The 25,991-nt window shown below is 74.3% G+C and carries 26 protein-coding genes; 16 read left to right on the top strand and 10 right to left on the bottom strand.

All coding sequences use genetic code 11. From position 1 onward, the window contains the following. Positions 1-181: 181 nt before the first annotated feature. Together BM237_RS11845 and BM237_RS11840 are read left to right on the top strand one after the other, a co-directional pair. Positions 182-1,267: an S-(hydroxymethyl)mycothiol dehydrogenase gene (locus BM237_RS11845; RefSeq protein ID WP_093849559.1), complete on the top strand. Its 1,086-nt coding sequence runs from the start codon at positions 182-184 to the stop codon at positions 1,265-1,267. Then, positions 1,264-1,896 carry an MBL fold metallo-hydrolase gene (locus BM237_RS11840; RefSeq protein ID WP_093849558.1) on the top strand — a complete coding sequence of 211 codons (633 nt, stop codon included), beginning with the start codon at positions 1,264-1,266 and terminating at the stop codon, positions 1,894-1,896. Before BM237_RS11845 ends, BM237_RS11840 begins: the two co-directional genes overlap by 4 nt. Positions 1,897-1,974: 78 nt before the next feature. Here the strand turns inward: BM237_RS11840 and BM237_RS11835 are convergent, their stop codons facing one another. Continuing rightward, positions 1,975-2,529, bottom strand: coding sequence for a TetR family transcriptional regulator (locus BM237_RS11835; RefSeq protein WP_093849729.1), 555 nt, complete (start codon positions 2,527-2,529; stop codon positions 1,975-1,977). Positions 2,530-2,754: 225 nt separating this feature from the next. Between BM237_RS11835 and BM237_RS11830 the strand changes: the two genes are divergently transcribed. Beyond that, positions 2,755-3,315, top strand: coding sequence for an NAD(P)H-dependent oxidoreductase (locus BM237_RS11830; protein ID WP_093849557.1), 561 nt, complete (start codon positions 2,755-2,757; stop codon positions 3,313-3,315). 82 nt (positions 3,316-3,397) lie between these two features. Here the strand turns inward: BM237_RS11830 and BM237_RS11825 are convergent, their stop codons facing one another. The 6 genes from BM237_RS11825 to BM237_RS11800 form a co-directional block, all read right to left on the bottom strand. Then, a complete protein-coding gene (locus tag BM237_RS11825; protein ID WP_093849556.1) occupies positions 3,398-5,182 on the bottom strand; it encodes a multicopper oxidase family protein in 1,785 nt (594 codons plus the stop codon). A 210-nt stretch (positions 5,183-5,392) separates the two neighbouring features. After that, a complete protein-coding gene (locus BM237_RS11820; protein WP_093849555.1) occupies positions 5,393-5,686 on the bottom strand; it encodes a hypothetical protein in 294 nt (97 codons plus the stop codon). Positions 5,687-5,705: 19 nt separating this feature from the next. Next, entirely contained in the window at positions 5,706-6,068 is a 363-nt protein-coding gene (locus BM237_RS11815) for a cupin domain-containing protein (RefSeq protein ID WP_093849554.1), read from the bottom strand. Between the two features lie 161 nt (positions 6,069-6,229). Then, positions 6,230-6,496 carry a hypothetical protein gene (locus BM237_RS29875; RefSeq protein ID WP_281253916.1) on the bottom strand — a complete coding sequence of 89 codons (267 nt, stop codon included), beginning with the start codon at positions 6,494-6,496 and terminating at the stop codon, positions 6,230-6,232. A 202-nt stretch (positions 6,497-6,698) separates the two neighbouring features. Continuing rightward, entirely contained in the window at positions 6,699-7,115 is a 417-nt protein-coding gene (locus BM237_RS11805) for an ATP-binding protein (RefSeq protein WP_093849553.1), read from the bottom strand. Between the two features lie 138 nt (positions 7,116-7,253). Then, entirely contained in the window at positions 7,254-7,571 is a 318-nt protein-coding gene (locus BM237_RS11800; protein WP_245793566.1) for an STAS domain-containing protein, read from the bottom strand. Positions 7,572-7,970: 399 nt separating this feature from the next. Here BM237_RS11800 and BM237_RS11795 point away from each other — a divergent pair, with 399 nt between their 5' ends. Both BM237_RS11795 and BM237_RS11790 read left to right on the top strand, forming a co-directional pair. Further along, positions 7,971-8,504, top strand: a complete 534-nt coding sequence (locus BM237_RS11795) for a sugar O-acetyltransferase (protein WP_093849727.1) — start codon at positions 7,971-7,973, stop codon at positions 8,502-8,504. Positions 8,505-8,704: 200 nt separating this feature from the next. Further along, a complete protein-coding gene (locus BM237_RS11790) occupies positions 8,705-9,883 on the top strand; it encodes a glycoside hydrolase family 12 protein (RefSeq protein ID WP_093849552.1) in 1,179 nt (392 codons plus the stop codon). A gap of 99 nt (positions 9,884-9,982) precedes the next feature. Here the strand turns inward: BM237_RS11790 and BM237_RS11785 are convergent, their stop codons facing one another. Together BM237_RS11785 and BM237_RS11780 are read right to left on the bottom strand one after the other, a co-directional pair. Next, a complete protein-coding gene (locus BM237_RS11785) occupies positions 9,983-10,636 on the bottom strand; it encodes a peptidoglycan recognition protein family protein (protein ID WP_093849551.1) in 654 nt (217 codons plus the stop codon). A gap of 158 nt (positions 10,637-10,794) precedes the next feature. After that, the gene (locus tag BM237_RS11780) at positions 10,795-11,676 is read right to left on the bottom strand and encodes a lysozyme (protein WP_093849550.1); all 882 of its coding nucleotides are present in this window, start codon (positions 11,674-11,676) and stop codon (positions 10,795-10,797) included. 657 nt (positions 11,677-12,333) lie between these two features. Between BM237_RS11780 and ectA the strand changes: the two genes are divergently transcribed. The 3 genes from ectA to BM237_RS11765 all read left to right on the top strand — a co-directional run bounded on the left by ectA (position 12,334) and on the right by BM237_RS11765 (position 16,547). Then, complete coding sequence (gene ectA / locus BM237_RS11775) at positions 12,334-12,843, top strand: diaminobutyrate acetyltransferase (protein WP_093849549.1); 510 nt, start codon at positions 12,334-12,336, stop codon at positions 12,841-12,843. Between the two features lie 71 nt (positions 12,844-12,914). Beyond that, a complete protein-coding gene (ectB, locus tag BM237_RS11770; protein WP_093849548.1) occupies positions 12,915-14,183 on the top strand; it encodes a diaminobutyrate--2-oxoglutarate transaminase in 1,269 nt (422 codons plus the stop codon). A gap of 237 nt (positions 14,184-14,420) precedes the next feature. Continuing rightward, positions 14,421-16,547 carry a SpoIIE family protein phosphatase gene (locus BM237_RS11765; RefSeq protein ID WP_245793565.1) on the top strand — a complete coding sequence of 709 codons (2,127 nt, stop codon included), beginning with the start codon at positions 14,421-14,423 and terminating at the stop codon, positions 16,545-16,547. Between the two features lie 88 nt (positions 16,548-16,635). On the opposite strand, the gene BM237_RS11760 is transcribed toward BM237_RS11765, so the two are convergent. Continuing rightward, positions 16,636-17,844 (bottom strand): YncE family protein, encoded by a 1,209-nt coding sequence (locus tag BM237_RS11760; RefSeq protein WP_093849546.1) that lies wholly within the window; start codon positions 17,842-17,844, stop codon positions 16,636-16,638. An 89-nt stretch (positions 17,845-17,933) separates the two neighbouring features. Here BM237_RS11760 and BM237_RS11755 point away from each other — a divergent pair, with 89 nt between their 5' ends. The 8 genes from BM237_RS11755 (at position 17,934) to BM237_RS11725 (ending at position 25,985) form a co-directional block, all read left to right on the top strand. Then, positions 17,934-18,911, top strand: a complete 978-nt coding sequence (locus tag BM237_RS11755) for an ABC transporter substrate-binding protein (RefSeq protein WP_093849545.1) — start codon at positions 17,934-17,936, stop codon at positions 18,909-18,911. A gap of 149 nt (positions 18,912-19,060) precedes the next feature. Further along, on the top strand, positions 19,061-20,050 hold the full coding sequence (locus BM237_RS11750) for a FecCD family ABC transporter permease (protein ID WP_175540989.1): 990 nt from the start codon (positions 19,061-19,063) through the stop codon (positions 20,048-20,050). Further along, positions 20,047-21,054 carry a FecCD family ABC transporter permease gene (locus BM237_RS11745; protein ID WP_093849544.1) on the top strand — a complete coding sequence of 336 codons (1,008 nt, stop codon included), beginning with the start codon at positions 20,047-20,049 and terminating at the stop codon, positions 21,052-21,054. The genes BM237_RS11750 and BM237_RS11745 overlap by 4 nt, the downstream gene beginning before the upstream one ends. Before the next feature lie 85 nt (positions 21,055-21,139). Then, positions 21,140-21,949 carry an ABC transporter ATP-binding protein gene (locus tag BM237_RS11740; protein ID WP_093849725.1) on the top strand — a complete coding sequence of 270 codons (810 nt, stop codon included), beginning with the start codon at positions 21,140-21,142 and terminating at the stop codon, positions 21,947-21,949. A gap of 57 nt (positions 21,950-22,006) precedes the next feature. Then, the gene (amiA, locus tag BM237_RS29870) at positions 22,007-22,120 is read left to right on the top strand and encodes a streptamidine family RiPP (RefSeq protein ID WP_241270818.1); all 114 of its coding nucleotides are present in this window, start codon (positions 22,007-22,009) and stop codon (positions 22,118-22,120) included. Positions 22,121-22,243: 123 nt separating this feature from the next. Further along, complete coding sequence (locus tag BM237_RS11735; protein WP_093849543.1) at positions 22,244-23,131, top strand: hypothetical protein; 888 nt, start codon at positions 22,244-22,246, stop codon at positions 23,129-23,131. After that, entirely contained in the window at positions 23,128-24,609 is a 1,482-nt protein-coding gene (locus tag BM237_RS11730; RefSeq protein WP_093849542.1) for a CocE/NonD family hydrolase, read from the top strand. Before BM237_RS11735 ends, BM237_RS11730 begins: the two co-directional genes overlap by 4 nt. Then, complete coding sequence (locus BM237_RS11725) at positions 24,606-25,985, top strand: YcaO-like family protein (protein ID WP_093849541.1); 1,380 nt, start codon at positions 24,606-24,608, stop codon at positions 25,983-25,985. The genes BM237_RS11730 and BM237_RS11725 overlap by 4 nt, the downstream gene beginning before the upstream one ends. The last annotated feature ends 6 nt before the right edge of the window (positions 25,986-25,991 follow it).

Here is a 25,991-nt window from a genome sequence, read left to right as displayed (position 1 = left end):
CCTACAGCACCGGGGGCCGGCCGCAGGGAGCGGCTTCCGCCCTCGTGGCCCGCCTGCGGATCCGTCGCGGGACGTGCGGCGGGGCGGCGGGTCGGCGGGGGAGGTTCGGGGTAGCGGTGGACTGGGGCCCGCCGCCGAGGCGGGCCCCAGGACCCCTGAGCACAGGAGAGGCTGCGAAGACGTGTCACAGAAGGTGCGGGCGGTCATCGCCCGGCGGAAGAACGAGCCGGTCACCGTCGAGACGGTCGTGGTGCCCGACCCCGGCCCCGGCGAGGCGGTGGTGAAGGTGCAGGCGTGCGGGGTGTGCCACACCGACCTGCACTACCGCCAGGGCGGCATCTCCGACGACTTCCCGTTCATGCTGGGGCACGAGGCCGCGGGCGTGGTGGAGTCGGTCGGCGAGGGCGTGACCGAGGTGGAACCCGGCGACTTCGTGGTCCTGAACTGGCGGGCGGTGTGCGGGCAGTGCCGTGCCTGCCGCCGCGGACGGCCCTGGTACTGCTTCGCCACCCACAACGCCGCGCAGCGGATGACGCTGGAGGACGGCACCGAGCTGACCGCCGCCCTGGGCATCGGGGCGTTCGCGGACAAGACCCTGGTCCACGCCGGGCAGTGCACCAAGGTCGACCCGGCCGCGTCGGCGGCCGTCGCCGGTCTGCTGGGCTGCGGTGTGATGGCCGGCCTCGGCGCCGCGCTGAACACCGGGAACGTCCAGCGCGGCGACAGTGTGGCCGTCATCGGCTGCGGCGGGGTGGGCGGAGCGGCGGTGATGGGCGCGAACCTGGCCGGAGCCTCGCGGGTCATCGCCGTCGACATCGACGACCGCAAGCTGGCCACCGCCCGGAAGCTGGGCGCCACCCACACCGTCGACTCCCGCGAGAGCGACCCGGTGGAGGCGGTGCGGGAGCTGACCGGAGGATTCGGCGCGGACGTGGTCATCGACGCCGTCGGCGTCCCCGAGACCTACCGGCAGGCCTTCTACGCCCGGGATCTGGCCGGGACGGTGGTGCTGGTGGGGGTGCCCACCCCCGAGATGAGGCTGGAGCTGCCGCTGCTGGACGTCTTCGGCCGCGGCGGGGCGCTGAAGTCCTCCTGGTACGGCGACTGCCTGCCCTCCCGCGACTTCCCCATGCTCATCGACCTCTACCTCCAGGGCCGGCTGGACCTGGACGCGTTCGTCAGCGAGACCATCGAGCTGGACGGTGTGGAGGAGTCGTTCGACCGTATGCAGGCCGGCGACGTGCTGCGCTCGGTGGTGGTCCTGTGAGCACCGTACGCGTCGACCATCTGACCACCTCCGGCACCTTCTCCCTGGACGGCGGCACCTGGGAGGTGGACAACAACGTCTGGATCGTCGGCGACGAGGACGAGGCACTGGTCGTCGACGCCGCCCACGATGCCGAAGCCATCGCCCGCGCGCTGGACGGGCGGCGGCTGACCGCCGTCGTGTGCACCCACGCCCACGACGACCACATCGGCGCCGCTCCGGCCCTGGCCGAGGCCACCGGCGCGCCCGTCCTGCTCCACCCCGACGACCGGCCGCTGTGGGACCTGACCCACCCCGGCCGGGCGCCGGACGGGGAACTGGCCGACGGCCAGAGGCTCACCGTCGCCGGGACCGGGCTGACGGTGCTGCACACCCCCGGCCACGCGCCCGGCGCGGTCTGCCTGTACGCCCCGGCGCTGGGTACGGTCTTCACCGGCGACACCCTCTTCGCCGGCGGCCCCGGGGCCACCGGGCGGTCCTTCTCGCACTTCCCGACCATCATCGACTCCATCCGCGACAGGCTGCTCACCCTGCCGCCGGAGACGGTGGTGCGCACCGGACACGGCGAGTCCACCACCATCGGCGCCGAGGCTCCCCACCTCCAGGAGTGGATCGACCGGGGTCACTGAGCCCGCGGCCGGCGTGAGCCGGGCGCTGCGGGCCGGGGCGGGCCGGGGCGGTGCGGCAGGCCGGCCCGGCCCGGCGGGTCAGGCGCGGGTGATACGGGCGACCAGATCGAGCCAGCCGGCCTCCAGACGCTCCAGCGGCATGCCGCGCCGCTGGGTGAGGTGGTGCAGCAGTGCGACGTCCAGGTGGCTCGCCAGGGTGTGGGCCAGCAGTTCGGCGTCGCCGGCGCCGGCCTCGCGCAGCAGCGCGGCGAGGTGGGTGAGGACCAGGCGGCGGGGCGGGGGCTCGAAGCGTCTGCAGGCCTCCGGCTCGGCGGCCAGCAGCAGGGCCCGGTGGGCGGCCAGGTGCCTGAGCGTGGCGAGGCCGAACTCCTCCAGCCGCCGCACGGGGGGCGCCCCGGGCCCCAGCGGCGGGGGGCCGGTGAGGAAGGACTCCTGATAGAGACGCTCGGAGTGGTCCAGGAGGGCCATGAGCAGGCCGCCCCGGTCGCCGAAGCGCCGGAAGACGGTCCCCTTGCCGACGGAGGCGGCCGCCGCGACGGCCTCCATGGTCAGGTGCTCGGGGCCGCGCTCGGCCACCAGCCGGGCGGCGGCCTCCAGCAGACGCGTCCGGTTGCGGGCCGCGTCCGCGCGCATGGGGGGCGTCTGGCCGGCCAGCGGCAGCAGCGGCTGCCCGGCCGTCCGCCCGGCTGTCTGCCCGGGGTGGCCCTGTTCGTCGTCGGGCGGCGCGATCGCAGTCACGGAACTCAGCGTACTCCCCGGGGGAAGAAAATGGACCACGGTCCGGTTAGCGTGCTAGAAAGTATGCGGACCACGGTCCGTTTACCGCTCCGACCCTCCCCGATCCCCACAGGAGACGCCATGTCCGTCCGCATCCTCGCCCTCGTCGGCAGCCTCCGCTCCGGCTCGCACAACCGCCAGCTCGCCGAGGCCGCCGTGAAGCACGCCCCCGAGGGCGTCGAGATCGTCGTCCACGAGGGCCTGGGCGACCTGCCCTTCTACAACGAGGACGTCGACGCCGAGGGCTCCGTGCCCGCCGAGGCCGCGCGGCTGCGCGAGGTGGCCGGCGGAGCCGACGCCTTCCTGCTGTTCTCGCCCGAGTACAACGGCACCATCCCGGCCGTGCTGAAGAACGCGATCGACTGGCTCTCCCGTCCCTACGGCGCCGGCGCCCTGTCCGGCAAGCCGGTGGCCGTCGTCGGCACCGCCTTCGGGCAGTACGGCGGTGTGTGGGCGCAGGACGAGACCCGCAAGGCCGCGGGGATCGCGGGCGCCACCGTGCTGGAGGACGTGAAGCTCTCCATCCCCAACTCGGTCGTGCGCTTCGCCGAGGCCCACCCGGCCGACGACGCCGAGATCACCGGGCAGCTCGTCGAGGTCCTCGGCAGGGTCTCGGCCGCCGCCGCGCCGTCCGCCGCCTGACCGGACCGCGTCAGCGCCGGCGTGGGCACGGTGCGGGAGGGCCCTCCGGAACCCGGAGGGCCCTCCCGCACCGCTTCGCGGTTCAGCGGACCCGGTAGTTCCGCATCATCTCGTGGTCCTCGTGCTCGAGGATGTGGCAGTGCCAGACGTACAGGCCGAGCCTGTCGAAGAACGCCTTGATCCGGGTGACCTGGCCGGGCGGAGCCGACACGCTATCCTTCGGCCCCAGCTCGGTGGCGTCCGGCCGCTGCGGCAGCCCGATCTCGATGTTCGACAGCGCCCCGGTCTCCGGATCCCGGTCGGCGCTGAACGGCGCCCGGTCCAGCACCTGGAACCGCACCAGATGCAGATGGATGGGGTGGGTGTCGGGCGTGGCGTTGAAGACCTCCCAGATCTCCGCGGTGCGCAGCCCGGGATCCTCGGTGACCGGTTCGGACCACTCCAGCGGCCCCTGCTCCACGGTGCCCAGCAGCGGCTTCAGCCTGCCGAACTCGTCGGTGCCCTCGGACAGCAGCAGCCGGCGGGTCCGGGCCGGGGGCCTGGAGATCCGGAAGGGGGCGCGGCGCAGCGTCCGCGGCAGCCGGGGCTCGGGGGCCCGCTCGTCGCGGGGCCGGTTCACCCGGAACCGCATCACCTGGTCGGCGGGCGGGGCCACGGGGTCGCCGTAGGGGAAGGGTGTGGGCGCGTCGTTGGTCAGGGTGTGGACCTCGCCCTCCAGCCCCCGGAAGTCGACGACCAGGTCCACCCGCTCGCCGGGGGCGACCACCAGCGGCCCGTCCAGCGGCAGCGGCCGGTGGAGGAAGCCCAGCTCGGTCCCGATCAGGGTGACGGGGAACGGCCACTCTCCGCCGGCCGACAGCCGGTAGAAGCGCGAGTTCGACCCGTTGAGCAGCCGTAGCCGGTACTGGCGCGGCTCCACGTCCAGATACGGCCACGCCTTGCCGTTGACCAGGATGACCTGCCCGAAGAACTCGGGCCGCACGGAGGGCCCGCCCGGCCAGTCGGGCGAGTCGGCGGGGACGTCCGGGTAGGCCAGCCGCCCGTCCGGGTGGAACATGCGGTCCTGGACCACCAGTTCCAGCTCGTACGGCCCGCAGGGCAGCCGGTGGTCCTCGATGAGCGAGAGCTCGTGCGAGTCGCGCAGGAGGTAGAAGCCGGCCAGCCCGGCGTAGACGTTGAGCCGGGTGATGCCGAGGGTGTGGTCGTGGTACCAGAGGGTGGCGGCCTCCTGGCTGTTGTCGTAGTGGAACCGTGTGCCGTCGAAGCGCGGTCCGACGGCGCCGCCGGGGGTGTACCAGGCGTCGGGGTGGCCGTCGCTGTCCGGATCGGTGTGCCCGCCGTGCAGGTGCACCACGGCCGGCACGCCGTCGCGCTCGATGGTGTGGCCGGTGCCGGCGAAGGCCCAGTGGACGGTGGTGTCCACCGGCAGCAGGTGCCGGTGGGGCAGGTCGTTGACCCAGTGCACCCGTACGGGCCGGTCCCGGTGGGCCACGAGGGTCGGACCGGGACTGGACACCTGCGCCGGCCCCGCGGACGCGAGGCCGCCGCCGTGGCGCCCGCGCACTTCGAACCCCCACACCGGTGTGGTCAGGCCCAGCCCGCCGCCGAGGAGATCCTGGCGCGCCGGGCCCATCACGAAGGTCTGGTCGCCCCCGCCCAGCGCGTCGACCCGTGACGGGCGGGGTAGCGGATCGGTGAACCGGGGGATGGCGGCGGGGTCGGCGACCGGCTCGCGGTAGAGCGGGTCGTCGAGGGGCGGCAGCGCGACCGCCTCCCGGGCGGCGGCGGGTGGCGCCGTACCTGGCCCGGGCAGGAGCAGCGCGCCCCCGGTCAGCGAACTCGCCCGGATGAAACGTCTTCTGTCCACGGTCTGTCTTTCCCTCGGGGTCGCGGATGGCTGGGCACCCGTGATCTTCTCCGGGAAAGAAGGGATGGTATATGGACTGTTCGGGTATTAAGTTCCGTTTGTCCGCATGGTGTCGGAAGGAATGGTCTCCGGTGCGCCGACAGGGCTTGGAGGGGAGGCGGACATGGAGAACCGGCGGGCCTGGGGCCCGCCGGCGGTGCGGTCGGGACCTCAGGACATCTCTTCGACCACCTCCAGGTTCACGAAGCGGGGCTCCTTGCTGCACAGTCCCCGGATCTGCTCGGAGACGCGCTGCGTCTCGGGCATCTCGCTGTTCCTCATCGCCTGCTCGTACGAGGGGAACTCGACGATGTCCACGTAGTGGGTGGAGTTCTCGCGGTCCTGTCCGTGGAGCTCACGGGAGAGGGTCCGCTTGCCCTCCGTCATCCGCATCCACTGGTTCCAGAGATCCATCATCTCCTTGTCGTGCGTCGTCTCGTACTCGATGAGCTGTACGAACGTCATGGGGCTCCTCCTGTGACGGTCACTCGCGGGCCTTGGCGTACTCCTCCGCCATGGCGCCGGCGAAGTCGTACGCCACGACCGCCTCGTCGCCGACGGCCCAGGCGTCGTGCCCCGGCGGGCAGACGAACACGTCGCCCGGCCCGACCTCGGCCTCCTGGCCGTCGTCCATGCGCAGCCGCATCCGCCCGCGCACCACGTAGCCGTTGTGGTGGATCCGGCAGCTGTCCGTTCCGGCGATCGGGCCCACCGACTCCGACCAGCGCCAGCCGGGCTCGAACGTGGCCACGGCGAAGTCCAGCCCGGTGAGGTGGAGGGCTTCGAGGTGGCCACGGGGGAAGTCGCGCCGTTCGTCCGGCTTCTCGGTGGTCTTGACTTCCAGCATGGCTGAACCTCCGTTTCACGCCATATGTCCATGATGCGCGCGTGAGGCGCGGCAGGGAAACGGTGGGGAGCGGGGATTTGGGGAATCCGGCGGAGTGGCCGGGCCGTCACCACCGGGGCCGGCGGCCGCCCCCGTGCGCGGGCCCGTGTGCGCAGGTCCGGTCAGGGGACCAGCGGACCCTCCAGGACCCGTAGGCCGGCCGCGCGGTCGCCCTCCCGCACGAGCCGTCCGTCGTCCCCCGGGGCGCGCCCCCGCAGCATGAGCAGCAGGTCCGCGGCGGTGGCGGAGACCGTGGCGACCGGGGCGCCGGGGCCGTGCACCCATGACGCGCCGGTGTCGGTGGAGACCAGGCGTACGGCTTGCCCGGGCATGACCGCGCGCCCCCGTGTCAACCGGCGCGGAGCCATGGTGTCGAACACCTCCGCCACGCCCTCGGCGGTCGTGAGGTTGCCCGTGCCCAGGTGCTCGGCCGGATCGCGCAGCGTCCAGCCGCCTCAGTGCTCCACCGGGGCGCTCAGGTCCCCGTCGAGGCAGGCCCGGAAGGCCTGGAGTTCGCGCTGTGTCCGGGTGAGCGGGCGGGCGGAGTCCATGGCCGGGAATCCAGCCGGCCCGGACGCCCCGGGGCCGGTTTCACCACGGGAGGAAGGCGTGGATCTCCTTGCCGTCCGGCAGCGGGTGGACGCTGAGCCGGTCGGCGATCCGCTCGACGATGGACCAGCCGAAGCCGCCCCCGCCGCTGTTCAGATCGGCCTGGCGGGGTCTGGGCGGGGCCGGGTCGCCGTCGCGGACGGTGATCTGTACACGTCCCTCGGTGAACGCCAGGCACAGGGTGAGCGGACCGGGTGCGTGGCGTACGGCGTTGGTGACCAGTTCGGAGACGACCAGCAGTGCGTCGTCGTGCGAGCGGTCCCCGGCGGGCGGCTCGGTGCCCGCCAGTTTCGTCAGGAAGGCGTCGGCGGCGTCGCGGGCCCGGGCGATGGTGCCGGAGTGGCCGTCGAAGTCGGCGCGCAAATGGGGAGCCCCCAAACCTTCGCTCAGCAGTTCCATCGCCGGTCCCCCAGTCAACACAGCGGTATCCATGGTGCGTCTTCCCGCTGTTGCCCACACCATACGCCGGTGTCACCCCGACCCGCCGCACCCATTGCCGCGGGCGGGCCCGGGCGGAGCCCGAAGAGGGGGGAGCGGTCAGCGGGCGACGGTGAAGAACCCGGCCAGCCCCACCAGTTCCAGCAGCCTGCCGGGCTGTTCGCCGACGCCGGTCAGGGTCAGGGGAACCCCGCGGTCCCGGCAGCGGCGCTCCAGGGAGAGCAGGGCGTGCAGACCGGCGGAATCCATGAAAGGGACGCTCGACAGGTCGACGGCCAGGCTCCGCCACGGCTGGTCGATCTCCTCCAGGACACCCGTCAGGGCCGGCGCGCTGTCATGGTCGACATCACCCCGGGGATGCAGGACGACGGTGTCGTGTTGGCGGGTGACGGCGACGGACAGGGTGCGCATGGCCATTCGACCCCCTTCCGGGGCGGATCGGCTCGTGCCGGCCGAGGTGTCTTCCGGATCGGGCGGTTCGGCGGTGCCCGGCCGGCGCGGGCAAAAGGAGCCTCCCCGGCCAGACGGTGGGGCGGCTTCCCCCACGGTCACACACCTGGAGCCGTCGCGCCACCATCGTTGTCCCAAATCACGGCCCGTGCGCACGTCCGGGTGAGCCGGGTGGGACGTGGGGCGGCCGTGTGTCGGCCGGGGCCGGAACCGGAGCGCCGCTCACCGGTTCGGGCGCGCGGGTGACGCCGGTGGGATTCCGGGGCAGTCTGGCGGTGTGCCGCACGCGCCGCGGCCTGCCCGGCCGCGGCGCGGCGGAGTGGTGACGCCGAGCGGAGGGGTGCCGTGACCAGCCACAAGGAGCGCATGCTCGCCGGGGAGCCCTACCTCGCCGATGATCCCGAACTGGCCGCCGATCTGCGGCGCGCGGCCGAACTGTGCGAGCGGTTCAACACCTCGCCGGCCGCCGACCCCGCCGCGCGCCGGGCGGTGCTCGCCGAGCTGCTGGGCGGCCTGGGGGAGGGGGCGGAGGTCCGTCCGCCGCTGTACGTCGACTACGGCTACCGGACCACCATCGGGCCCGGCACGTTCGTCAACTTCGGAGCGGTCGTGCTCGACGTCGCCCCCGTCTCGGTCGGCGCCGACGTCCAGATCGGCCCGAACGTCCAGCTGCTCACCCCGACCCATCCGCTCGACCCCGAGCGGCGCCGCGCCAAATGGGAGGCGGCCGAGCCGGTCACCGTCGGCGACAACGTGTGGCTCGGGGGCGGTGTCATCGTCTGCCCCGGCGTGACCGTCGGCGAGAACACCGTGGTCGGAGCCGGGGCCGTCGTCACCCGGGATCTGCCCGCGAACGTCGTCGCGGTGGGCAACCCGGCCCGCGTCGTCCGCGAGTTGTGAGCCGGGCCCCGGTGGGGCTCGAAGGGGAGCGAATGCCCGGTTGCTCACGACAGGCGGCGAGATGCGCAGATCCGGGGGTGGGGAGGGAAGTCGAGGGTGCCGTCCGTCTTGTCATGTCCCTTGGGTGGTCATAGAGTCCGCCGCGCAGTGATGGGAGCGCTCCCAGGTGCTCCCTGCCCCGCTCCTGCCGAAAGGACAGCATGGCTTCCCCCCTGCGCACCCCCTTACGCACGCCCCTCCGTTCGCTGCCCCGGATACGCGCCGCACTACTGGCGCTCCTGCTGCTCGCGGGGGCCCTGACGGCCCTGACCGCCACGGCGCAGACCGCCCGCGCCGACGAGCGGATCTGCGACCGGTACGGGAGCACCACCATCCAGGGCAAGTACGTGGTGCAGAACAACCGCTGGGGCACCAGCGCCACCCAGTGCATCGACGTGACGGGCACCGGGTTCCGGCTCGCCCAGGCCGACGGCTCCGTCCCGACCGACGGGGCGCCCAAGTCCTACCCCTCGGTCTTCTACGGCTGCCACTACACCAACTGCTCCCCGGGCACCAACCTGCCGATGCAGGTCAGCTCGATCGGCAGCGCGCCCAGCAGCATCTCCTACACCTACGTCGACAACGCGGTCTACAACGCCTCGTACGACATCTGGCTCGACCCGACGCCGAAGAAGGACGGGGTCAACCGGACCGAGATCATGATCTGGCTCAACCGCGTGGGCCCGATCCAGCCCATCGGCTCCCGTGTCGGCACGGCGAACGTCGGCGGCCGCAGCTGGGAGGTGTGGACCGGCAGTAACGGCTCCAACGACGTCATCTCCTTCATCGCCCCCTCGGCGGTCCGGAGCATGAGCTTCGACGTCATGGACTTCGTCGACGAGACGGTCGCCCGCGGCATGGCCCAGCGCTCGTGGTACCTGACGAGCGTCCAGGCCGGCTTCGAGCCGTGGCAGAACGGCGCCGGTCTCGCGGTCGACTCCTTCTCCGCGGCCGTCAACACCGGCAGCGGCGGCGGTGACGACGGCGGCGGTGACGACGGCGAGCCGGGTGGTGAGCCGGGCGCCTGCGAGGTCACCTACACCACCAACTCCTGGTCGAACGGCTTCACCGCCGACGTCGGCGTCAGGAACACCGGCTCCACCGCGATCAGCGGCTGGGAGATGAGCTTCGCCCTGCCCGCCGGCCAGTCGGTCACCAGCGCCTGGAACGCCACGCTCTCCTCCAGCGGAGGCACGGTGACGGCCCGTCCGGTCGAGCACAACAGGAACATCGAACCGGGCGGCACCCAGTCGTTCGGCTTCCAGGGGACCCACTCGGGGGGCACGCCCGGCGAGCCGGCCCGGTTCACCCTCAACGGCACCGTCTGCACGGTGAGGTGAGCCGCGCACGGCGGGCACGGTAGAGCGACGCGGGGCCCGGGGCCGCACAGCCGCACAGGGGGCGGTCCGGGCCCCGCGCCGCGTTCGGTCCGGCCGCCCTCAGCCCAGCCGCGCCGCCACCTCGTCGCGCAGCCGCGGCAGCATGTCGTGGAGCACCCCGGGGCACAGCGTGCCCGTGTTGTAGTCCTTGTGGCCGTACATCCGCGCGGGCGCGATGCCGTACCGCTCGCACACGTACGCGCACAGGATCACCAGCACCTCCCACTGGGCCTGCGGCGGCACCGCGCCCGCGTGGTAGGCGCCCTCGCAGGCGATGCCGACGGCACGGTCGTTCTGCCCGGAGGTGTGCGCGCCGAGCACGAAGGAGGTGCCGCCGGTGAGGGTCCGCAGGCTGCCGTGCCGGCCCTCGGTGATCCAGCCTCCCCGGCTGACGGCGAAGTGGTAGCCGGTGTCGATCCAGCCGTTGTCGTCCATGTGCAGGTCCTGGACCCAGTGGGCGTGCGCGTGGGCCCGGTCGCGGGAGAGGTCGGAGGTGTTCGCGCTCACCGTGTGGTGGACGATGATCCGGTCCGGCCGGTACCCGAGAACGGTGACGTTCCCCCGGGGCGGCCGCGCGTTCCACTCCGAGGTGCTGTCGATGTCGGGTTCGATCGTGCCGGAGGCCCGGGCGGTGCCCGTCAGCGCGCCGGCGGCGACGAGCCCGGCGGTACCGGTGATCAGCAGACGGCGGCGCAGTGGTTTCTCACCGTTCACGGTCGCTCCTCGAAAGAGCCGCGCGGAGCGCGCGGGTCGCGGGTGACGGGCTGTGCGCGGGTGACGGGCTGTGCGGGGGCGGGGCGTGGCGGGAGGTGCCCGGCGCCGGCCCCACCGCGCGGTGGGGCCGGCCGGGTCCGGGCGGCCGCTCCGCGGGGCTACGGGGTGTTGTTGGCCAGGGCGAGGAGCCGGTCCCTGGAGCCGTTGAACTTGTTGCGGTCGACGTTCCCGGAGACGCCGCCGACCGAGCCGGTGCTGGTGTACTGCCACACCGTCCAGGTGGGGAAGCCGCCGGGGATGGTCGGGGTCTCGCTGGAGGTCCAGTGCGCCACCCACAGCGGGCTCTTGTTGTACATGCCCGTCCAGTTGCCGGTGCAGGTGTTCCACCAGCCCGCGGTCGTGTAGATCACCACGTCGCGCGAGGTGCGCGCCTTGTAGGTGTTGTAGAAGTCGTTGATCCAGGAGCGCATCTGAGTGGTGGACAGGCCGTAGCACATCGACCCGTAGGGGTTGTGCTCGATGTCCAGGACGCCCGGCAGGGTCCTGTTGTCCCGCGACCACGCGCCGCCGTTGGAGGCGAAGTAGGCCGCCTGGGTCGAGCCGCCGGAGACGTCGGGGCGCGCGAAGTGGTAGGCGCCGCGGATCACGCCGGCGTTGTACGCCGCCACGTAGTTGGTGTTGAACCGCGAGTCCTTGTAGCTGGTGCCCTCGGTCGCCTTGATCCAGGCGAACTGGATGCCAGAGTTGCGCACCGAGGTCCAGTTGATGGCGCCCTGCCAGTGCGAGACGTCGATTCCCTGCACGCCGCTGGTGTGGGACGCGGCCCCCAGCGGCGGGTCCTGCCGCGCGTCGCCGCCCTCGTGGAGCCGGTGGCCGGCGCCCATGAACGCCGTGCCCGGCTTGAGGCGCTCCTTGGCGGGCGGAGGCGCCGCCGCGGCCGTACCCGCCGTGGCCGTCAGCAGGGCGAGTACGGCGGTGAGTACGCCGACCACGGTGGTTCTCAGCCGGCGGTGGGGGGAGAGGGGTCTGTGCGGGCGCATGGCTTCCTCCTGGCGCTCGGTGAAGGCGGGAGTGGGGGGAGGGGAGGAGGTGCTGGGTGATGCCGTCGGTGCGGACGAGCGCGCCGGCCCGGCCGTGCCGGCGCGACTCTATTGACGTGCACGCGTCATAAGTGACGCATGTGGGCGGTCGCTCTGTAAAGACGCTCCAGGCACTCTCTGTGGTCTCGACCTCTGCCGCCGGGCGCGAACTGCGCCGACGGGCCGCGCCCGGCGGAAACTTTCACAGCGCGAAAGCGGGCGCCGCCTCCGGTGGGCGCCCCGGGGCGGGAAGGCCCGCGCCGCAGTGCTGTGTGTTCCGCCGTTCGGGTGACCTTTGGGCTGGGCTTCGGGGCCAGCCGGACAAGCCTTTCCGCTGTTTTCCCACCGCATCCGGCTCAGTACGGGAAAAGGCGGGAAATTCTTCGGTAGCCGCCCGGAAGTCACCGGAGTAACTTTCGATGGGTGCCGTAAAGCGCGGGAAACCTGCCGAACGGAGCCGACGGCCCGCCAGTTGACCCGCGCACCGGAAGGACCGTCCGACAACGCAGGTGATTGCTCCGCGAAATCCGCGCCCGGCAGTACCGGGCTCCCGGTGGCCGACTCCGTCCGGCGAAGGCCGCCGGGGCATCGGACACCGGCCGCGGTGGAGGTGAAGCCATGGCGACGCAGACGGAACCCCTGATCGAGACGCCCGGTGTCGAGGACGGTGCCGCCGTGTGGCGCATCGCCCGCGACTCCCGCGTGCTCGATCTCAACTCCTCCTACAGCTACCTGCTGTGGTTCCGGGACTTCGCCCGGACCTCCGCGGTGGCGCGCGGCGAGTGCGGCGCGCCCGTCGGCTTCGTCACCGGCTACCTGCGTCCGGACCGGCCCGGCACGCTGGTCGTCTGGCAGGTCGCGGTGGACGAGGAGCACCGCGGGCGCGGCCTGGCCGGCGCCATGCTGGACCACCTGGCCGCCCGGTCGGCCCCGCGCGGGATCCGGCGCCTGGAGGCCACCGTCGCGCCGGGGAACACCGCCTCCGACCGGCTGTTCGCGCTCTTCGCCCGGCGGCACGGCGCGGCGCTGGAGCGCGAGGCGCTGTTCGGCCCGGAACTCTTCCCGGACGGTCACGGCCCCGAGGTGCTGTACCGCATCGGGCCGCTGCCCCGTGCCGCCCGGCCCTGACCCGCCACCCGGCCCGCCCGCGTGCGGACGGCACGCCGCCCGGCACCACATCCACCGAGGAGCACACCATCATGACCATCACCGAAGCCGAGACCTCCGTCTTCGACACCCTGGAGTCCCAGGTGCGCAGCTACTGCCGGGGCTGGCCGAGGGTCTTCGAGTACGCGCACGGCTGCCGTCTCCAGGACGAGGACGGCCATGTGTACCTGGACTTCTTCGCCGGGGCGGGCGCCCTCAACTACGGCCACAACCCTCCGGTCCTCAAACGCGCCCTGCTGGACTACCTGGAACGCGACGGCGTCACCCACGGCCTGGACATGTCCACCACGGCCAAGCGCGCCTTCCTGGAGACCTTCCGTGACCTGGTCCTGCGGCCGCGCGGCCTGGACCACAAGGTGATGTTCCCCGGCCCGACCGGCACCAACGCCGTCGAGGCGGCCCTGAAGCTGGCCCGCAAGGTCAAGCGGCGCGAGACGGTGGTGTCCTTCACCAACGCCTTCCACGGCATGTCGCTCGGAGCGCTGGCGGTGACCGGCAACGCCTTCAAGCGCGCCGGCGCCGGCGTCCCCCTGGTCCACGGCGTGCCCATGCCGTTCGACAACTACCTGGACGGCAGGGTCGAGGACTTCCTGTGGTTCGAGCGGCTGCTGGAGGACCGCGGCTCGGGCCTGAGCCGGCCGGCCGCCGTGATCGTCGAGACGGTCCAGGGCGAGGGCGGCGTCAACGTCGCCCGGGCCGAGTGGCTGCGCGCCCTGGCCGGTCTGTGCCGCCGCTGGGACATGCTGCTGATCGTCGACGACATCCAGATGGGCTGCGGCCGCACCGGCGGCTTCTTCTCCTTCGAGGAGGCGGGCATCGTCCCCGACGTCATCACGCTGTCCAAGTCCATCAGCGGCTACGGCCTGCCGATGGCGCTGACCCTGTTCCGGCCCGGGCTGGACGTGTGGGAGCCCGGCGAGCACAACGGCACCTTCCGCGGCAACAACCCCGCCTTCGTCACCGCCACCGCGGCTCTGGACGCCTACTGGGCCGACAGCGGAACGGAGAAGCAGACGCTCGCCCGCGGCGAGCAGGTCGAGGCCGCACTGGACGAGATCGCCCGCGAGCACCGCCGGAGCGGGGCCGGATACCGGGGCCGCGGCCTGGCCTGGGGGCTGACCTTCGCCGACGCCGGGCGCGCCGCCCGGGTGTGCGCCCGCGCCTTCGAGCTGGGGCTGCTGGTGGAGACCTCCGGCCCCGGGAACGAGGTCGTCAAGCTGCTCCCGCCGCTCACCGCGGCCCCGGACGAGCTGGAGGAGGGCCTGCGCACCCTGGCCCGCGCCGTCGACGAGACCGCCTGACCGCACGCGGTACGCGGTACGCCCGGGCCCCTCGGATGGGGCGACAGCGCGCCACTGATCCGAAAGCGCCATAATCTTCTTGTATGGAACATCTCTGGCATGCCTGTCGCGGTGCGCCGCCACCGGGACGGACGGGGGCGGCGCACCGTTGCCGCACACCGTGCGGCGCCGCGGGCGGAGCGGCCGGGACCCCGCCCGGCGGCCTGGCCCCCGAGCGGGGCCGGAGGGGAGCGCACGGTGGCCGGGGCCGATGACACGACGGCCGCGCAGGACCGGCTGGAGACGGAGTTCCTGGAAGTGGTGCGCGGCACCGGCGCGTCCGCCGGCGGCCTGTACCTGCTGACCCCGGACGGCGACGTGCTGCGCCTGGCGATGATGTGCGGGGCGCCGCCCGGCTTCGTCGAACCGTGGAAGAGCGTCGGGCTGGCCGCACCGGTCCCGGCGGCCGACGCGGTGCGCGAGGACCGCCTGGTGTGGGTGGGCGGCCAGGAGGACATGGCCCGGATCTATCCGCGCGCGGCGCTGACGGCGCCCTACCACTTCGCCCTGGCCGCCGCCCCCGTCGCCGCGGACCGCTCCTGGGGAGCGCTGCTGCTGCTGTGGCCCGGCACCCACTCACCGAGGATCTCCGGGCGGCGGCGCGACAACATCGTCTTCGGCTGCCGGAGGCTGGCACGGCTGCTGGAAGAGGAGGAGGACGCGGGCCGACCGGTCCAGGCCCCGGCCCGGCCCCGGCTGCTGAGCGCCCGCACGGTGCGCACCGGCAGGTCGCAGTCGGCGCTGGCCGCCGAGGACTTCGCCGAGCGCCTGCCCGGCGGCAGCTGCGCGCTGGATCTGGAGGGCCGCATGACCTTCGTCAGCTCCGGCGGCGCCGAACTGCTGGGCCGCAGCGCCGCCGAGCTGCTGGGCACCCGCCCGTGGCACACGCTGCCCTGGCTGGACGACCCGGTCTACGAGGACCGCTACCGTGCCGCTGTCGTCAGCCGCGAACCCGTCTCCTTCGCCGCCCGCCGCCCGCCCGGCCGGTGGCTCGACTTCCGGCTCTACCCGGACGCCAGCGGCATCAGCGTACGCATCGAACCCGCGGGCACCGGCTCCCACCCCGCACCGGTCCACGGCGAGCGGGCCGGGAGGGCCGCTCCGGCGAGAGCCGGACAGCTCTACCAGCTGATGCACCTGGCCGCGGCCCTGACCGAGACCGTGGGGGTGCGGGACGTGGTCGACCTCATCGCCGACCAGATCATGCCCGCCTTCGATGCCGAGGGGGTGGTCCTGTCCGTCCTGGAGAGCGGCCGGCTGCGCATCATCGGCCACCGCGGCTACGCCACGGCGGCCATCGAGCGGCTCGAGGGCGTGTCGCTGGACACCGCCCTCACCCCGGCCGGACGGGTACTCGCCGAGGGTGCGCCGCTGTTCTACTCCTCCCCGGAGGAGATGGAGCGCGAGTACCCCGGCCTGCCGCGGACGACGGGGAAGCAGGCGTGGGCGTATCTGCCGCTGAGCATCTCGGGGCGGCCCGTGGGCTGCTGCACCCTGTCCTACGGCCGGCCCCACGCGTTCACCGCCGAGGAACGCGCGGTGCTCACCTCCCTGGCCGGGCTCATCGCCCAGGCGCTGGACCGGGCGCGACTGTACGACACCAAGCACCAGATCGCCCACGGTCTCCAGCAGGCGCTGCTGCCCCACACCCTGCCCGCCGTCCCCGGGCTGCGGGTGGCCGCCCGCTACCTGCCGGCCACCCGGGGCATGGAGATCGGCGGCGACTTCTACGACCTCATCCGCCTCAGCGACAGCACCGCGGCCGCCGTCATCGGCGATGTCCAGGGACACAACGTCGCAGCCGCCGCCCTGATGGGCCAGGTCCGTACCGCCATCCACGCCCACGCCACCGCCGGAGTCCCCCCGGACCAGGTGCTCGCGCGCACCAACCGGCTCCTGACCGATCTCGACCCCGGGCTGTTCACCAGCTGCCTCTACGTCCACCTCGATCTGGCGCGGCGGTGCGCGAGCATGGCCAGCGCCGGTCACCCCTCCCCGCTCCTGCGCCTGCCCGACGGCCGCACCCGTCCCCTGGACGTCCCGCCCGGCCTGCTGCTGGGCGTCGAACCGGACACCGACTACCAGGTCTTCGACACATCCCTGCCGGCCGGCGCGGTCCTCGCCCTCTACACCGACGGTCTCGTCGAGACCCCGGGCGGCGACCCCGACGAGGCCACCGCCGGTCTCGCCCGCCATCTGGCCGACGCCCCCGACGGGGATCTGGAGCGCCTCGTCGACGCCGTCATCCAGGGGGTCCGCCCCACCCGGCAGCGCACCGACGACATCGCCCTGCTCCTGCTGCGGACGGTGTTCGGCGAGGACTGAGCGGGGGAGCGGGCCCCGGGCGGCCGGGCGGCCGGGCGGCCGGGCCGCGACGGGAGCGGAGACGGCGGTCCCGCCCCCTCCCCCGGGGTCAGCGGCCCACGGGGTCGCCCTCGGCACCGTCGCCCCGCGCGCGCAGCACCATGTGACCGCCGTGGTGCAGCGGTGTGTCCAGCCGCGGGCGGGCCGCCTCACGGCCCGTCTCCGCGTCGACGATGTGCACCTCGCCGTGGCCGCCGCGGCTGACGGCGACCCAGTCGGAGCCCGGCGAGGCGGCCACCGCCCTGCGCTGGACCCCCTCCCAGGGGGTGCCGCCGCGGCGCGGGGCGCCGTCCATGGCGGCCAGGGGGAGGCGGCGGACGGTGCCGTCCGGGCCGTCCGCGTCCAGCAGGACCAGCTCGTCGCCGTCGGGGTGGACGCGGGCGAAGGCCGCGTGGTGCCGGGAGAGGGCCAGGCGGAAGACCAGGCCGGGGCCGAGATCGGTGAGACGGGTGCGGCCCGTCTCCAGATCGTGGCGCCACGCCTGGTTGGTCCACTCCGGCCACCCCGACGGGTCCGGTGCGCCGCCGCGCAGCGTGCTCCACAGCGCCTGTCGGCGGGTGTCGAGGCGCAGGTACCAGCCCCGGGCGGGCGCCCCCCACGGAATCACCGGCTCGGCCGTGAGTCCGCCACCCGTCCTCCGGGCCCGGTGCACCCCCTCGCCCGTGGCCGCGAACACCCGTCCCGGGCCGGGCGCGTACGCGTCCCCGTGTCCGTCGTCCGGCAGCGGCAGGAGCGTGCGGGGCGTGGCCGGCGGGCAGCCGGGCGGCGCCGCGAGAAGGTCGGCGAACCGGTGGACGGCGAGCGCACCCGGCTCCCGGTGCCGCAGTACGACCAGCGGATCGCCGTCGTCCGGCACCGTCACCCCCGGTTCACCGGCCCGGGTGCGCACCCGGGAGGCCTCTCCGGTGGCCAGGTCGACGACCGTCAGCAGGTCCGACCACGGCTCGGTGTTCCTCCCCAGGCCGGTGGTGACGGCCAGTCGGCGGCCGGACGGGTCGCAGGCGAGGTGCTCGGCCGGCACGGCGACCGGGACCGTGAGTTCCACGAGATCGCCGCCGAAGGGGTCGAGCACCAGCAACTCCCCCCGGCGGTCGTCGACGCAGGCCACCCGGCCTCCCGGCAGTGCCAGGAAGCCTGCGTGCTCCGAGATGTGCCGGCCGGTCAGGCGGTGCGTGACGGTGCCGTCCGGCACGGTCAGCGCGTACAGGGAGCCGTCCACGTGGTCGGAGACGAGCAGTGTGGGGTCGGTGGCGGGCATGGGGTCCTCCAGTGAGCCGGTGTAGTGAAAACGATTATCATGTATCTTCGGCGTGTTCCGGCTCTCCCCGAGAAGAAACGAGGGCGTCAATGCTGCGTTCACCGTCGAGATCCGTCCGTGGCCGGCTCGCCGCAGCGGTACTGGGCTTTGTTCTGGCCGGCTGCGGCTCACCGTCCGGCGAGCCCGCGGACGGCGAGGCCGAATCCGGGGCGAGGACGGAGGTCACCGTCGAACCCATCAAGGCCGCAAGCAAGTTGACCGACACCAACGGCACCCGGATCTCCCTGGACGGTGAACCGGAGCGGATCGTCTGCCTGTTCGCCCTCTGCGACGACATCCTGACCGAACTGGGCATCGTCCCGGCGGCCACCAACAGCGCGCTGCTGGCCCACCCCGGCTTCCTGGGGGAGGAGAAGGCGAAGGAGGTCGACGTCATCCCCGGAGGGTTCATAGCCCCGGAGGTCGAGGCGATCCTCTCCCACAAGCCCGACCTCGTGATCGGGCTGGGGGACACCCACGGCAAACTCGCCCCCGCCCTGAAGGGCGCCACCACGTTCTGGGCCATGCAGCCCGAGACCTGGGAGGACAGCGTCGGCTATCTGCGCGACGTCGCCGCCCTCACCGGCCGCACCGGCGAGGGGGAGGAAGCGGAGAAGGCCTTCCGGACCAAGCTCGCCGAGGCCGAGAAGAACCCGAGCGGCAGGACCGCGCTCGTCATCTACGGGAGCGACGAGAACTTCGGCGTGGCCGCCCCGGAGACCGACGTGGCCGCCAGCCTCTTCCCCAAGATCGCCGACTACCCCTGGAAGTCCCGTGGCGTGGAGGGAAGTTACAGCCTCGAGGAGATCCTCGCCGAGGGTGTCGACGTGCTCTTCGTCGAGACGATGAGCTTCGGCGACGCGGACGGCAAGCTCTCGGAGAAGCTGGCGGACAACCCTCTGTGGGGCAAGATCCCGGCGGTGCGCGACGGTGACGTCCACGAGGTGGACTCGGAGGTGTGGGCCAAGGGCCGGGGCACCCGCTCGCTGGGCATCGTCCTCGACGAGGCCACGGCCGCGCTGCGGTGAGGGCGCCCGTCCCCGCGCCCACCGGGGCGAAGGAGAACGCGGCAGCGGGAACCGGGGCGCAGGGCACCGGCGCGGAGGACGCGGCGGCGCGTGCCCGGCGCTCCCCGCGCCGGGCACGGTGGCGGCAGCCGCTCCTGGTGGCCGTGCTGCTGGCCGTCTCCTCGGTCTGCGCGCTGAGCCTCGGCACCCCCCACGTCCCGCCGCACCGGCTCGCCGGCACGGTACTGGAGGGAGACGCCACACTCGCCGGGATCGTCGTCACCGAACTGCGTGTGCCCCGCCTGGTACTGGCGCTCGTCGCCGGCGCCTGCCTGGGGGCGGCGGGGCTCGTGCTCCAGGAGGCGCTGCGCAACCCCCTGGCGGTACCGGAGATGCTGGGCGTCTCCTCCGGGGCCGCGCTGGGGGTGGCCGCGCCCCTGGTGCTGGCGGTGTCCCTGCCGGCGGCCGTCCAGCCCCTGCTGGCCATCGGCGGCGCCGCGCTCGGCGGCGGGCTCACGCTGTTCGCCGCCGGGCTGGGCCGCAGCCCGTCCGCCGTGCTGCTGACCGGTGCGGCGGTCGCCGCCGCGCTGCAGGCCGCGCTGCTGGTCCTGATGGTCATGGCCGACCAGCTCGACCTCCAGCTCATCTACCGCTATCTGCTCGGCTCCCTGTCCGCCCGCACCTGGGACGACGTCGCGGGCCTGTGGCCCTGGCTGCTCGTCGTCGCGCCCGCTCTCGTGCTGTGCGCGCCGGTGCTCTCGGTGATGCGGCTGGGCGACGAGGACGCCGAGGCGCTGGGCGTGCGCGCCCAGCGGGCACGGCTGGCCGCGCTGGCCGTCGCGGTGGTGCTGATCGCCCCCGTGACGGCCGTGTGCGGGCCCGTGGCATGGGTGGGTTTCCTCGCCCCGCACCTGGCCCGGCGGTTCGCCCCCGCGGCCGGGGCGGTGCGCTGGCTGCCCTGGTCCGCCGCGTGGGGCGCCGTCGTCGTCACCGTCGCCGACGTCCCGGCCCGGCTGGCGCTGGCGCCCGTGGAGACGCCGGTCGGCGCCTGGACGGCGCTGCTGGGCGTGCCGGCCGGGGTCCTCCTGACGCGGTCGGCCGGCCGCGGCCGAGGCGGCCGTTCCCGGCGTGGCGGGACCGGAACGGAGGGGGTGCGGTGAGCCGGCGTTTCGCGGTGCTGGCGGCACTGGCCGCGGTGTGCGCCGCGGTGGAACTGGTGGCGGGGCGGGGCATGTCCCCGGGCACGGTCTGGGAAGTCCTGGCCGGCGGTGGTGACGCGACCGAACGCCACATCCTGATGCGACTGCGCCTGCCCAGAACGCTGGTGGCCCTCGGCGCGGGCGCCGGCCTCGCCGTGGCGGGGCTGGTGCTGCAGTCCGCGCTGCGCAACCCCCTGGCCGGGCCCGAGGTGACGGGCGTGACGCCCGGAGCCGTGCTCGGGGCCGTCACCGCGACGGCCCTGGGGCTGGCCGGGTGGGACTCCCCACTGGCGGTCGTCCTCGCCGCGTGCGCGGGCGGGTGCGGCGGAGCGGCGCTGCTGTGGCTGCTGGCCGGCCGCGGCCGCGGCGACCCCGCGCAGACCGCCGTCCACGGGGTGCTGGTGTCGGCGGTGCTCGGCGGGCTCACCGCCATGGTGCTCCTCGTGGAGCCGGGCGAGCTCGGCAGCGTCGTGCAGTGGCTGGTGGGCACCACGGAGGGCCGGGTGTGGCAGCACTGGCACCTGCTGTGGCCGTGGGCGCTGCTGTGGGGGAGCGCGGCCTGGCTGCTGGCCGGCCCGCTGACCCTGCTGCGCTGCGGGGACGACATCGCCCTGGCCGCGGGCCTGTCCGCCCGGCGGGCCCGGACCCTGGCCCTGCTGTGCGCGGTGGCGCTGACCGCGGGCGCGGTGGCCGCCGTCGGGGCGCTGGGCTTCGTGGGGCTGCTCGTCCCGCACCTGGCCGTGGCCCTCTTCGGCGCGGACCTGCGGGTGAGCCTTCCCGGCGCCGCCGCGGTGGGCGCGGTCGTGGTGTGCGGGGCGGACGCGGCGGCGCAGCTCTCCTCGCGACTGCTGGCGGCGGTGCTGGAGTCCGGACGGCTCACGCTGCCGGTCGGGGCGCTCACCGCCTGCCTGGGCGCCGTGCTGCTGCTGGCCGTCGTGCGCCGCACGCCGGACCGTACGTTCTAGAACCGAAGGAGAAAGCCCGTTGACCGGCACCAAATCCGTCTCCGACACCGACACCGATACCGGCGCCGACACCGAATCCGGATCCGTGGGGATCCGTATCGAGGGGGTCCGCTTCGGATATCCGGAGCGGCCCGTGCTGCGGGGCGTCGACATGACCGTCCGGCCGGGCGAGCTGACCGCCCTCATCGGCCTCAACGGCTGCGGCAAGTCGACCCTGCTGCGGCTGGCCGCCGGGCTGCTGCGGCCGGACGAGGGGCGCGTACTGCTCGGCGGGGACGACCTGGCCCGGCTGTCCCGGCGCGCCACGGCCCGGAGGGTGGCGCTGCTGCACCAGTCCGCGCCCGCCGTGCCGGGGATGACGGTGGGCCACCTGGTGCGGCAGGGGCGGTACGCGGCCCGCGGCCCGCTGGGCATGCTGCGCGGGGGCGACGACCCCGTCGTACGCCGGGCGCTGCGGGACGTCGGCGTGGAGGGGTGGGCCGACCGCGACGTCGACGCGCTGTCGGGGGGCGAGCGGCAGCGGGTGCGGCTGGCGATGGCACTGGCCCAGGACACCCGCGTCCTGCTGCTCGACGAGCCGACCACCTACCTGGACCTGCACCACCAGCTCGACGTGCTGCGGACGGTGGTCCGGCTGCGCGAGGAGCGCGGGCTCACCGTGGTGATGGTGCTGCACGACCTGGCCCACGCGGCCCGGTTCGCCGAGCGGATCGTCGCGCTGCGGGACGGCCGTGTGGTGGCCGACGGGCCGCCGCGGGAGGTGGTCACGCCGGAGCTGCTGGCGGATGTGCTGAAGGTGGCCGGGCGGGTCGGCCGGGATCCCGAGGGGGGATGGCCGGTGTGTTACCCAGATCACCCTCTCCCAGGTATAGAATATGAAAATCATATTCACTAGAGTGTGAGCGCGGCGCTCGTCCGAACGCCGTACCTCCCTTACGAACAAGGAGAGTTCATGGACAACGAGCAGGTCTTCGCGCCGATCGCCGACCCGGGCCAGCTGGCCCACGACTCGGCCTCCCACTCCAACGCCCTCGTCGAGAACCCCTTCGAGGACACCGAGGAGTAAGCGAGAAGCAAGCGGGGGCCCAGCCCCCGATCGTGGGTCCGCCCGGCGCCATCCGGGCGGACCCACGCCCGTCCCGCCGCCCTACCGCCGGCTCCCCGTCAACCCGCTTCCAGGAGGACCGCCGTGTCCCGCAGTCAGCTCGCACCCGGTGTCGAGGTCGTCGCCGTACCCGGGCGGGGCCTCGCCGTCCGCACCCCCGAGGGGGAGTTCCTCGGCGTCAGGACACGGGGCGCGGACGAGGACGCCCTGTTCACCCTTCTCTCCGGCGCCGCGGGAGCGCCGGCGGACGGGGAACAGAGCCGGGTCGTCAAGGCGTTCGAGGAGGCCGGCTATCTGACGGACGGTTCGCCGAGCCCGGAGTGGCCCGCCGCCCGCCAGAACGTCCGCCTGCTGGGCGACCCGGTGCTGACCGAACCGCTCGCCGCCCAGCTGACCGCACTGGGCGCCCGGCCGCGCACCGCTCCGGCGGCCGTCCCCGGCGCGTCGCCGGACGGCCCGGACGGCCCGGACGGCCCGGACGATCTGCTCCACGACGACCCCGCCGCCGTCGTGTGGTGCCTGGACGGACCCGTGCCCGACGGACTGTGGGACGCCGCGGACCGGTTGCCCGCACACGGCGTCGCCTGGCTGCGCTGCCACCGCGAGGGCCGGCAGGCGTACGTCGAGCCGCTCGCCGCCGCTCCCGAGGACGTCACCTCGGCCCATGTCAGGGCCCGCCGGCTCGCCGCCACCCCCGCCCACCGGGAACTGGCCGCCTACTGGAGCGGACCCCGTGCCACCGGCGCGCCGGCCGGACTCACCCCTTCCGCCGCGGGCCTGCTCGCGGCACTGCTCGCCGACGACCTGCTGCGGTGGGCCACCGGCACCCCCGAGGAGACCGCCCTCCCGGCACGGCGCCGGCTCAGACGCGTGGACCTGCGTACCCTGACGGTCACCGAGCACCCCGTCCTCCCCGTGCCCGCGGTCGCCCCGATGCCCGAGGTCACCCCGGCACCGGGGAAGAACGGATGACGCCGTCCGGCGCCACCGTCGGGGGACTGGCCACCGACCTCCGCCTCCCCGCGGGCCGCGGCCCCTTCCCCGCGGTCCTCCTGCGCACCCCGTACGACCGCCTGCGGCACCGGGCCGAGGCGAGCGGCTGGGCCCGCCACGGGTTCGCCGCCGTCGTCCAGGACGTACGCGGCCGGTTCGCCTCGCCGGGGCGCTGGCAGCCGTACGAGCACGAGACCGCCGACGGGGCGGAGGCCGCCCGCTGGATCCGGCGGCAGCCGTGGAGCGACGGCCGGCTGGTGGCCGCCGGCGCCTCCTACGCCGCCCACTGCGCCCTCGTCCTCGCCCTCGACGCGCCCGGGGACGCCCGCCCCGACGCCGTCCTCGCCGCCGTACCCGCCCTCGGCGCCGCCGAGACCGCGCGCGAACCCTCCGGTGTGGAGCGGTTGCTGGCCCGTGCCGGATGGTGGGCCGCCCACGGCGACCGGAGCGACTCCGACGAGAACGCCCTGGAGAAGGCCCTCGCCGCCGACCCCGGCCTGCTCGACCACCTGCCGCTGACCGGCCTGCCCGAGCGGCTGGGCCGGGACCTGCCCTCCTGGGCGGGCCTGTGGCACCGCCGCGACCGGGGCCGCCCGGTGTCGCGGGCGGCACACGCGACGGTCCCCCTGCTCGCGGTGGGCGGCCTCCACGACCCCTTCGCCGAGGACACCGAAGCCCTGTGGCGCGCCTGGGGAGGCCCCTCGGCGCGGCTGCTGGCGGGCCCCTGGGGACACGGCCTGACCACCGCGCCCGGTCCCGGCGCCGGACCAGCCCACCGGGTGAACCTCGGTGAGCTGTACGCCGGCTGGGCCCACCGAGCCCTCGCCGGTGAACTCGCCCCCGGACACCGCGGCGCGCTGGCGCTGGGCGGCGCCGACCGGTGGCTGCCCGCCGGCACCGAGGGCGAGCCGCGCACCCAGCGGCCGCGGCTCCTGCACGGCCGCGCCTTCACCGCCGATCCCGAACGCCCCGTCCGCTCCGACGCTCTCACCGTCCCCACCACCGGAACGCCCGACCGGTGTCTGCTGGTCACCCCACCGCTGCCCCGCCCGCTCGACGCGGTCGGCCCCGCGCGGATACGGCTGCGGGCCGCGGCCGGCACCCCGTCCGCCGACTGGGCCGCCCGGCTCGTCGCCCTCACCCCGGACGGCAGGGCCGAGCGACTGGCCACCGGCATCGTCCGGCGCGAGGAACCACCCGGCCGGGAAGCGGAGTTCACCATCGGCCTGGGCCGGATCGCGCGCCGACTGCGGGCGGGCACCCGGCTGCGCCTGGAGATCTCCGGACACCACTTCCCGGCCCACGCCCGCAACCCGCACACCGGGGAGGACCCGATGACCGCCGAGCGGCTGCTCGCCTCCCGGCGGGAGGTCGACCCCGGCAGCGTGGCCCTGCTGCTGCACGTACTTCCGTCCCGCCCCGCCCCCACCGAACCCGCCGAGGAGATCCTGCGATGACCGCGCTGCCGCTCCAGGCCCTGGTCGACCCCGTCTGCGGCGTCGTCCGCAAGGTCAAGCCCGTCGAGCACCCCGCGGGCGCGCCGCCCCGCTACACCGCGTTCACGGCCGAGATATCCGACGCGCGCAGACTCGGCCTGTGGCCCGCCGACCGGGTCTCCCTGGGCACTACCTTCGGCGACCCCGAACAGGCTCACCTCGCCGCGGTCGCCGAGGGGGTGGAACGTTACTGCGGCAACCGCGTACCGCCGCCCGGCCACCCGGACGCCCCGCTGCACGCCACGGCCGCCGAACTGGCCGACAAGGGGCTGCGGCTGTACGGACCGGGGGAGCTGCCGGCCTACGCGCCGTGGCAGTACGCCCGGGAGAGGTTCCCCTACCGCCCCCTCACCGACGACACCCCGGCCCTGTGGACACGCGGCACCGAGCACCTGCCCGACGGAACGACCGCCGAGGTCTGGGCACCGGTCGCGCTCACCCACCTCAACTGGCGCCAGGGAGAGTTGCGCTCCCTGCCCCGCACCCACCACCTCAACTACGCCGGCATCGCCACCGGCCAGGGCTTCGACGACGCGGTCGAACGCGGCCTGCTGGAGATCGTCGAACGCGACGCCCTGGAGCTGTGGTGGCACCTGGACGGACCGGCGCGCGGCATCGACCCGGCCGGCGTGCCCGGCCTCACCGACGACCTCGCCGGGGCCGCGCTCGACCTCCATCTCGTCGAGATGCCCTCGGAGTTCGCCCCCTGCATGGCCGCGCTCGTCCACGACCCCCGCCTGGGCCTGTACGCCGCCGGATTCGCCTGCAAGTACGACCCGGCCGAGGCCGCCCGCAAGGCCGTGCTGGAGGCCGTCCACACCTGGGTCTTCACCCAGGGCCTGACCGACCCCGACGGCTGGGTGTTCCAGGCCGTCGAGGCCGGCCTGCTCGCCCGCGGGCTCTACCTGGACCACCGCGCCGACCGCCGCTACCTCGACGCCTGCGGCGAGGAGTTCGAGCACGTGCGGGACCTGGGAGCGCACGTACAGGTGTGGCTGGACGAGCGGATGGCTCCCCAGGCCCGGCGCTTCACCGAGCCCGCGCTCGGGACGGTGCCCATCGGCGCGGTCGAGCCCGGCAGCCGGGAGGGGCTGGAGCGCGCGCTGCGCGAACGCGGTCACCGCGTCATGGCGTTCGACCTCACCACCGAGGACGTGGCCGAGACCCCGCTGCGCGTCGCCCGCGTCCTGGTCTCCGGGCTCCTGCCGAACGCCCCGGCCGCCTTCGGGTACTTCGGCTGCCCGCGCCTGGCCGACGCCGCCGTCGGGCGGGGCTGGCGTACGACCGCCCCCACCGGGCCGGAGGACTTCACCCTGGCACCCCCGCCCCACATGTGAGGGCCG

Origin of the sequence: Streptomyces mangrovi, from assembly GCF_900114215.1 — a bacterium.
Lineage (GTDB): Bacteria > Actinomycetota > Actinomycetes > Streptomycetales > Streptomycetaceae > Streptomyces > Streptomyces barkulensis.
The sequence above is the reverse complement of the archived record's forward strand: the minus strand, read 5'-3'. Positions and strand labels throughout refer to the sequence as shown.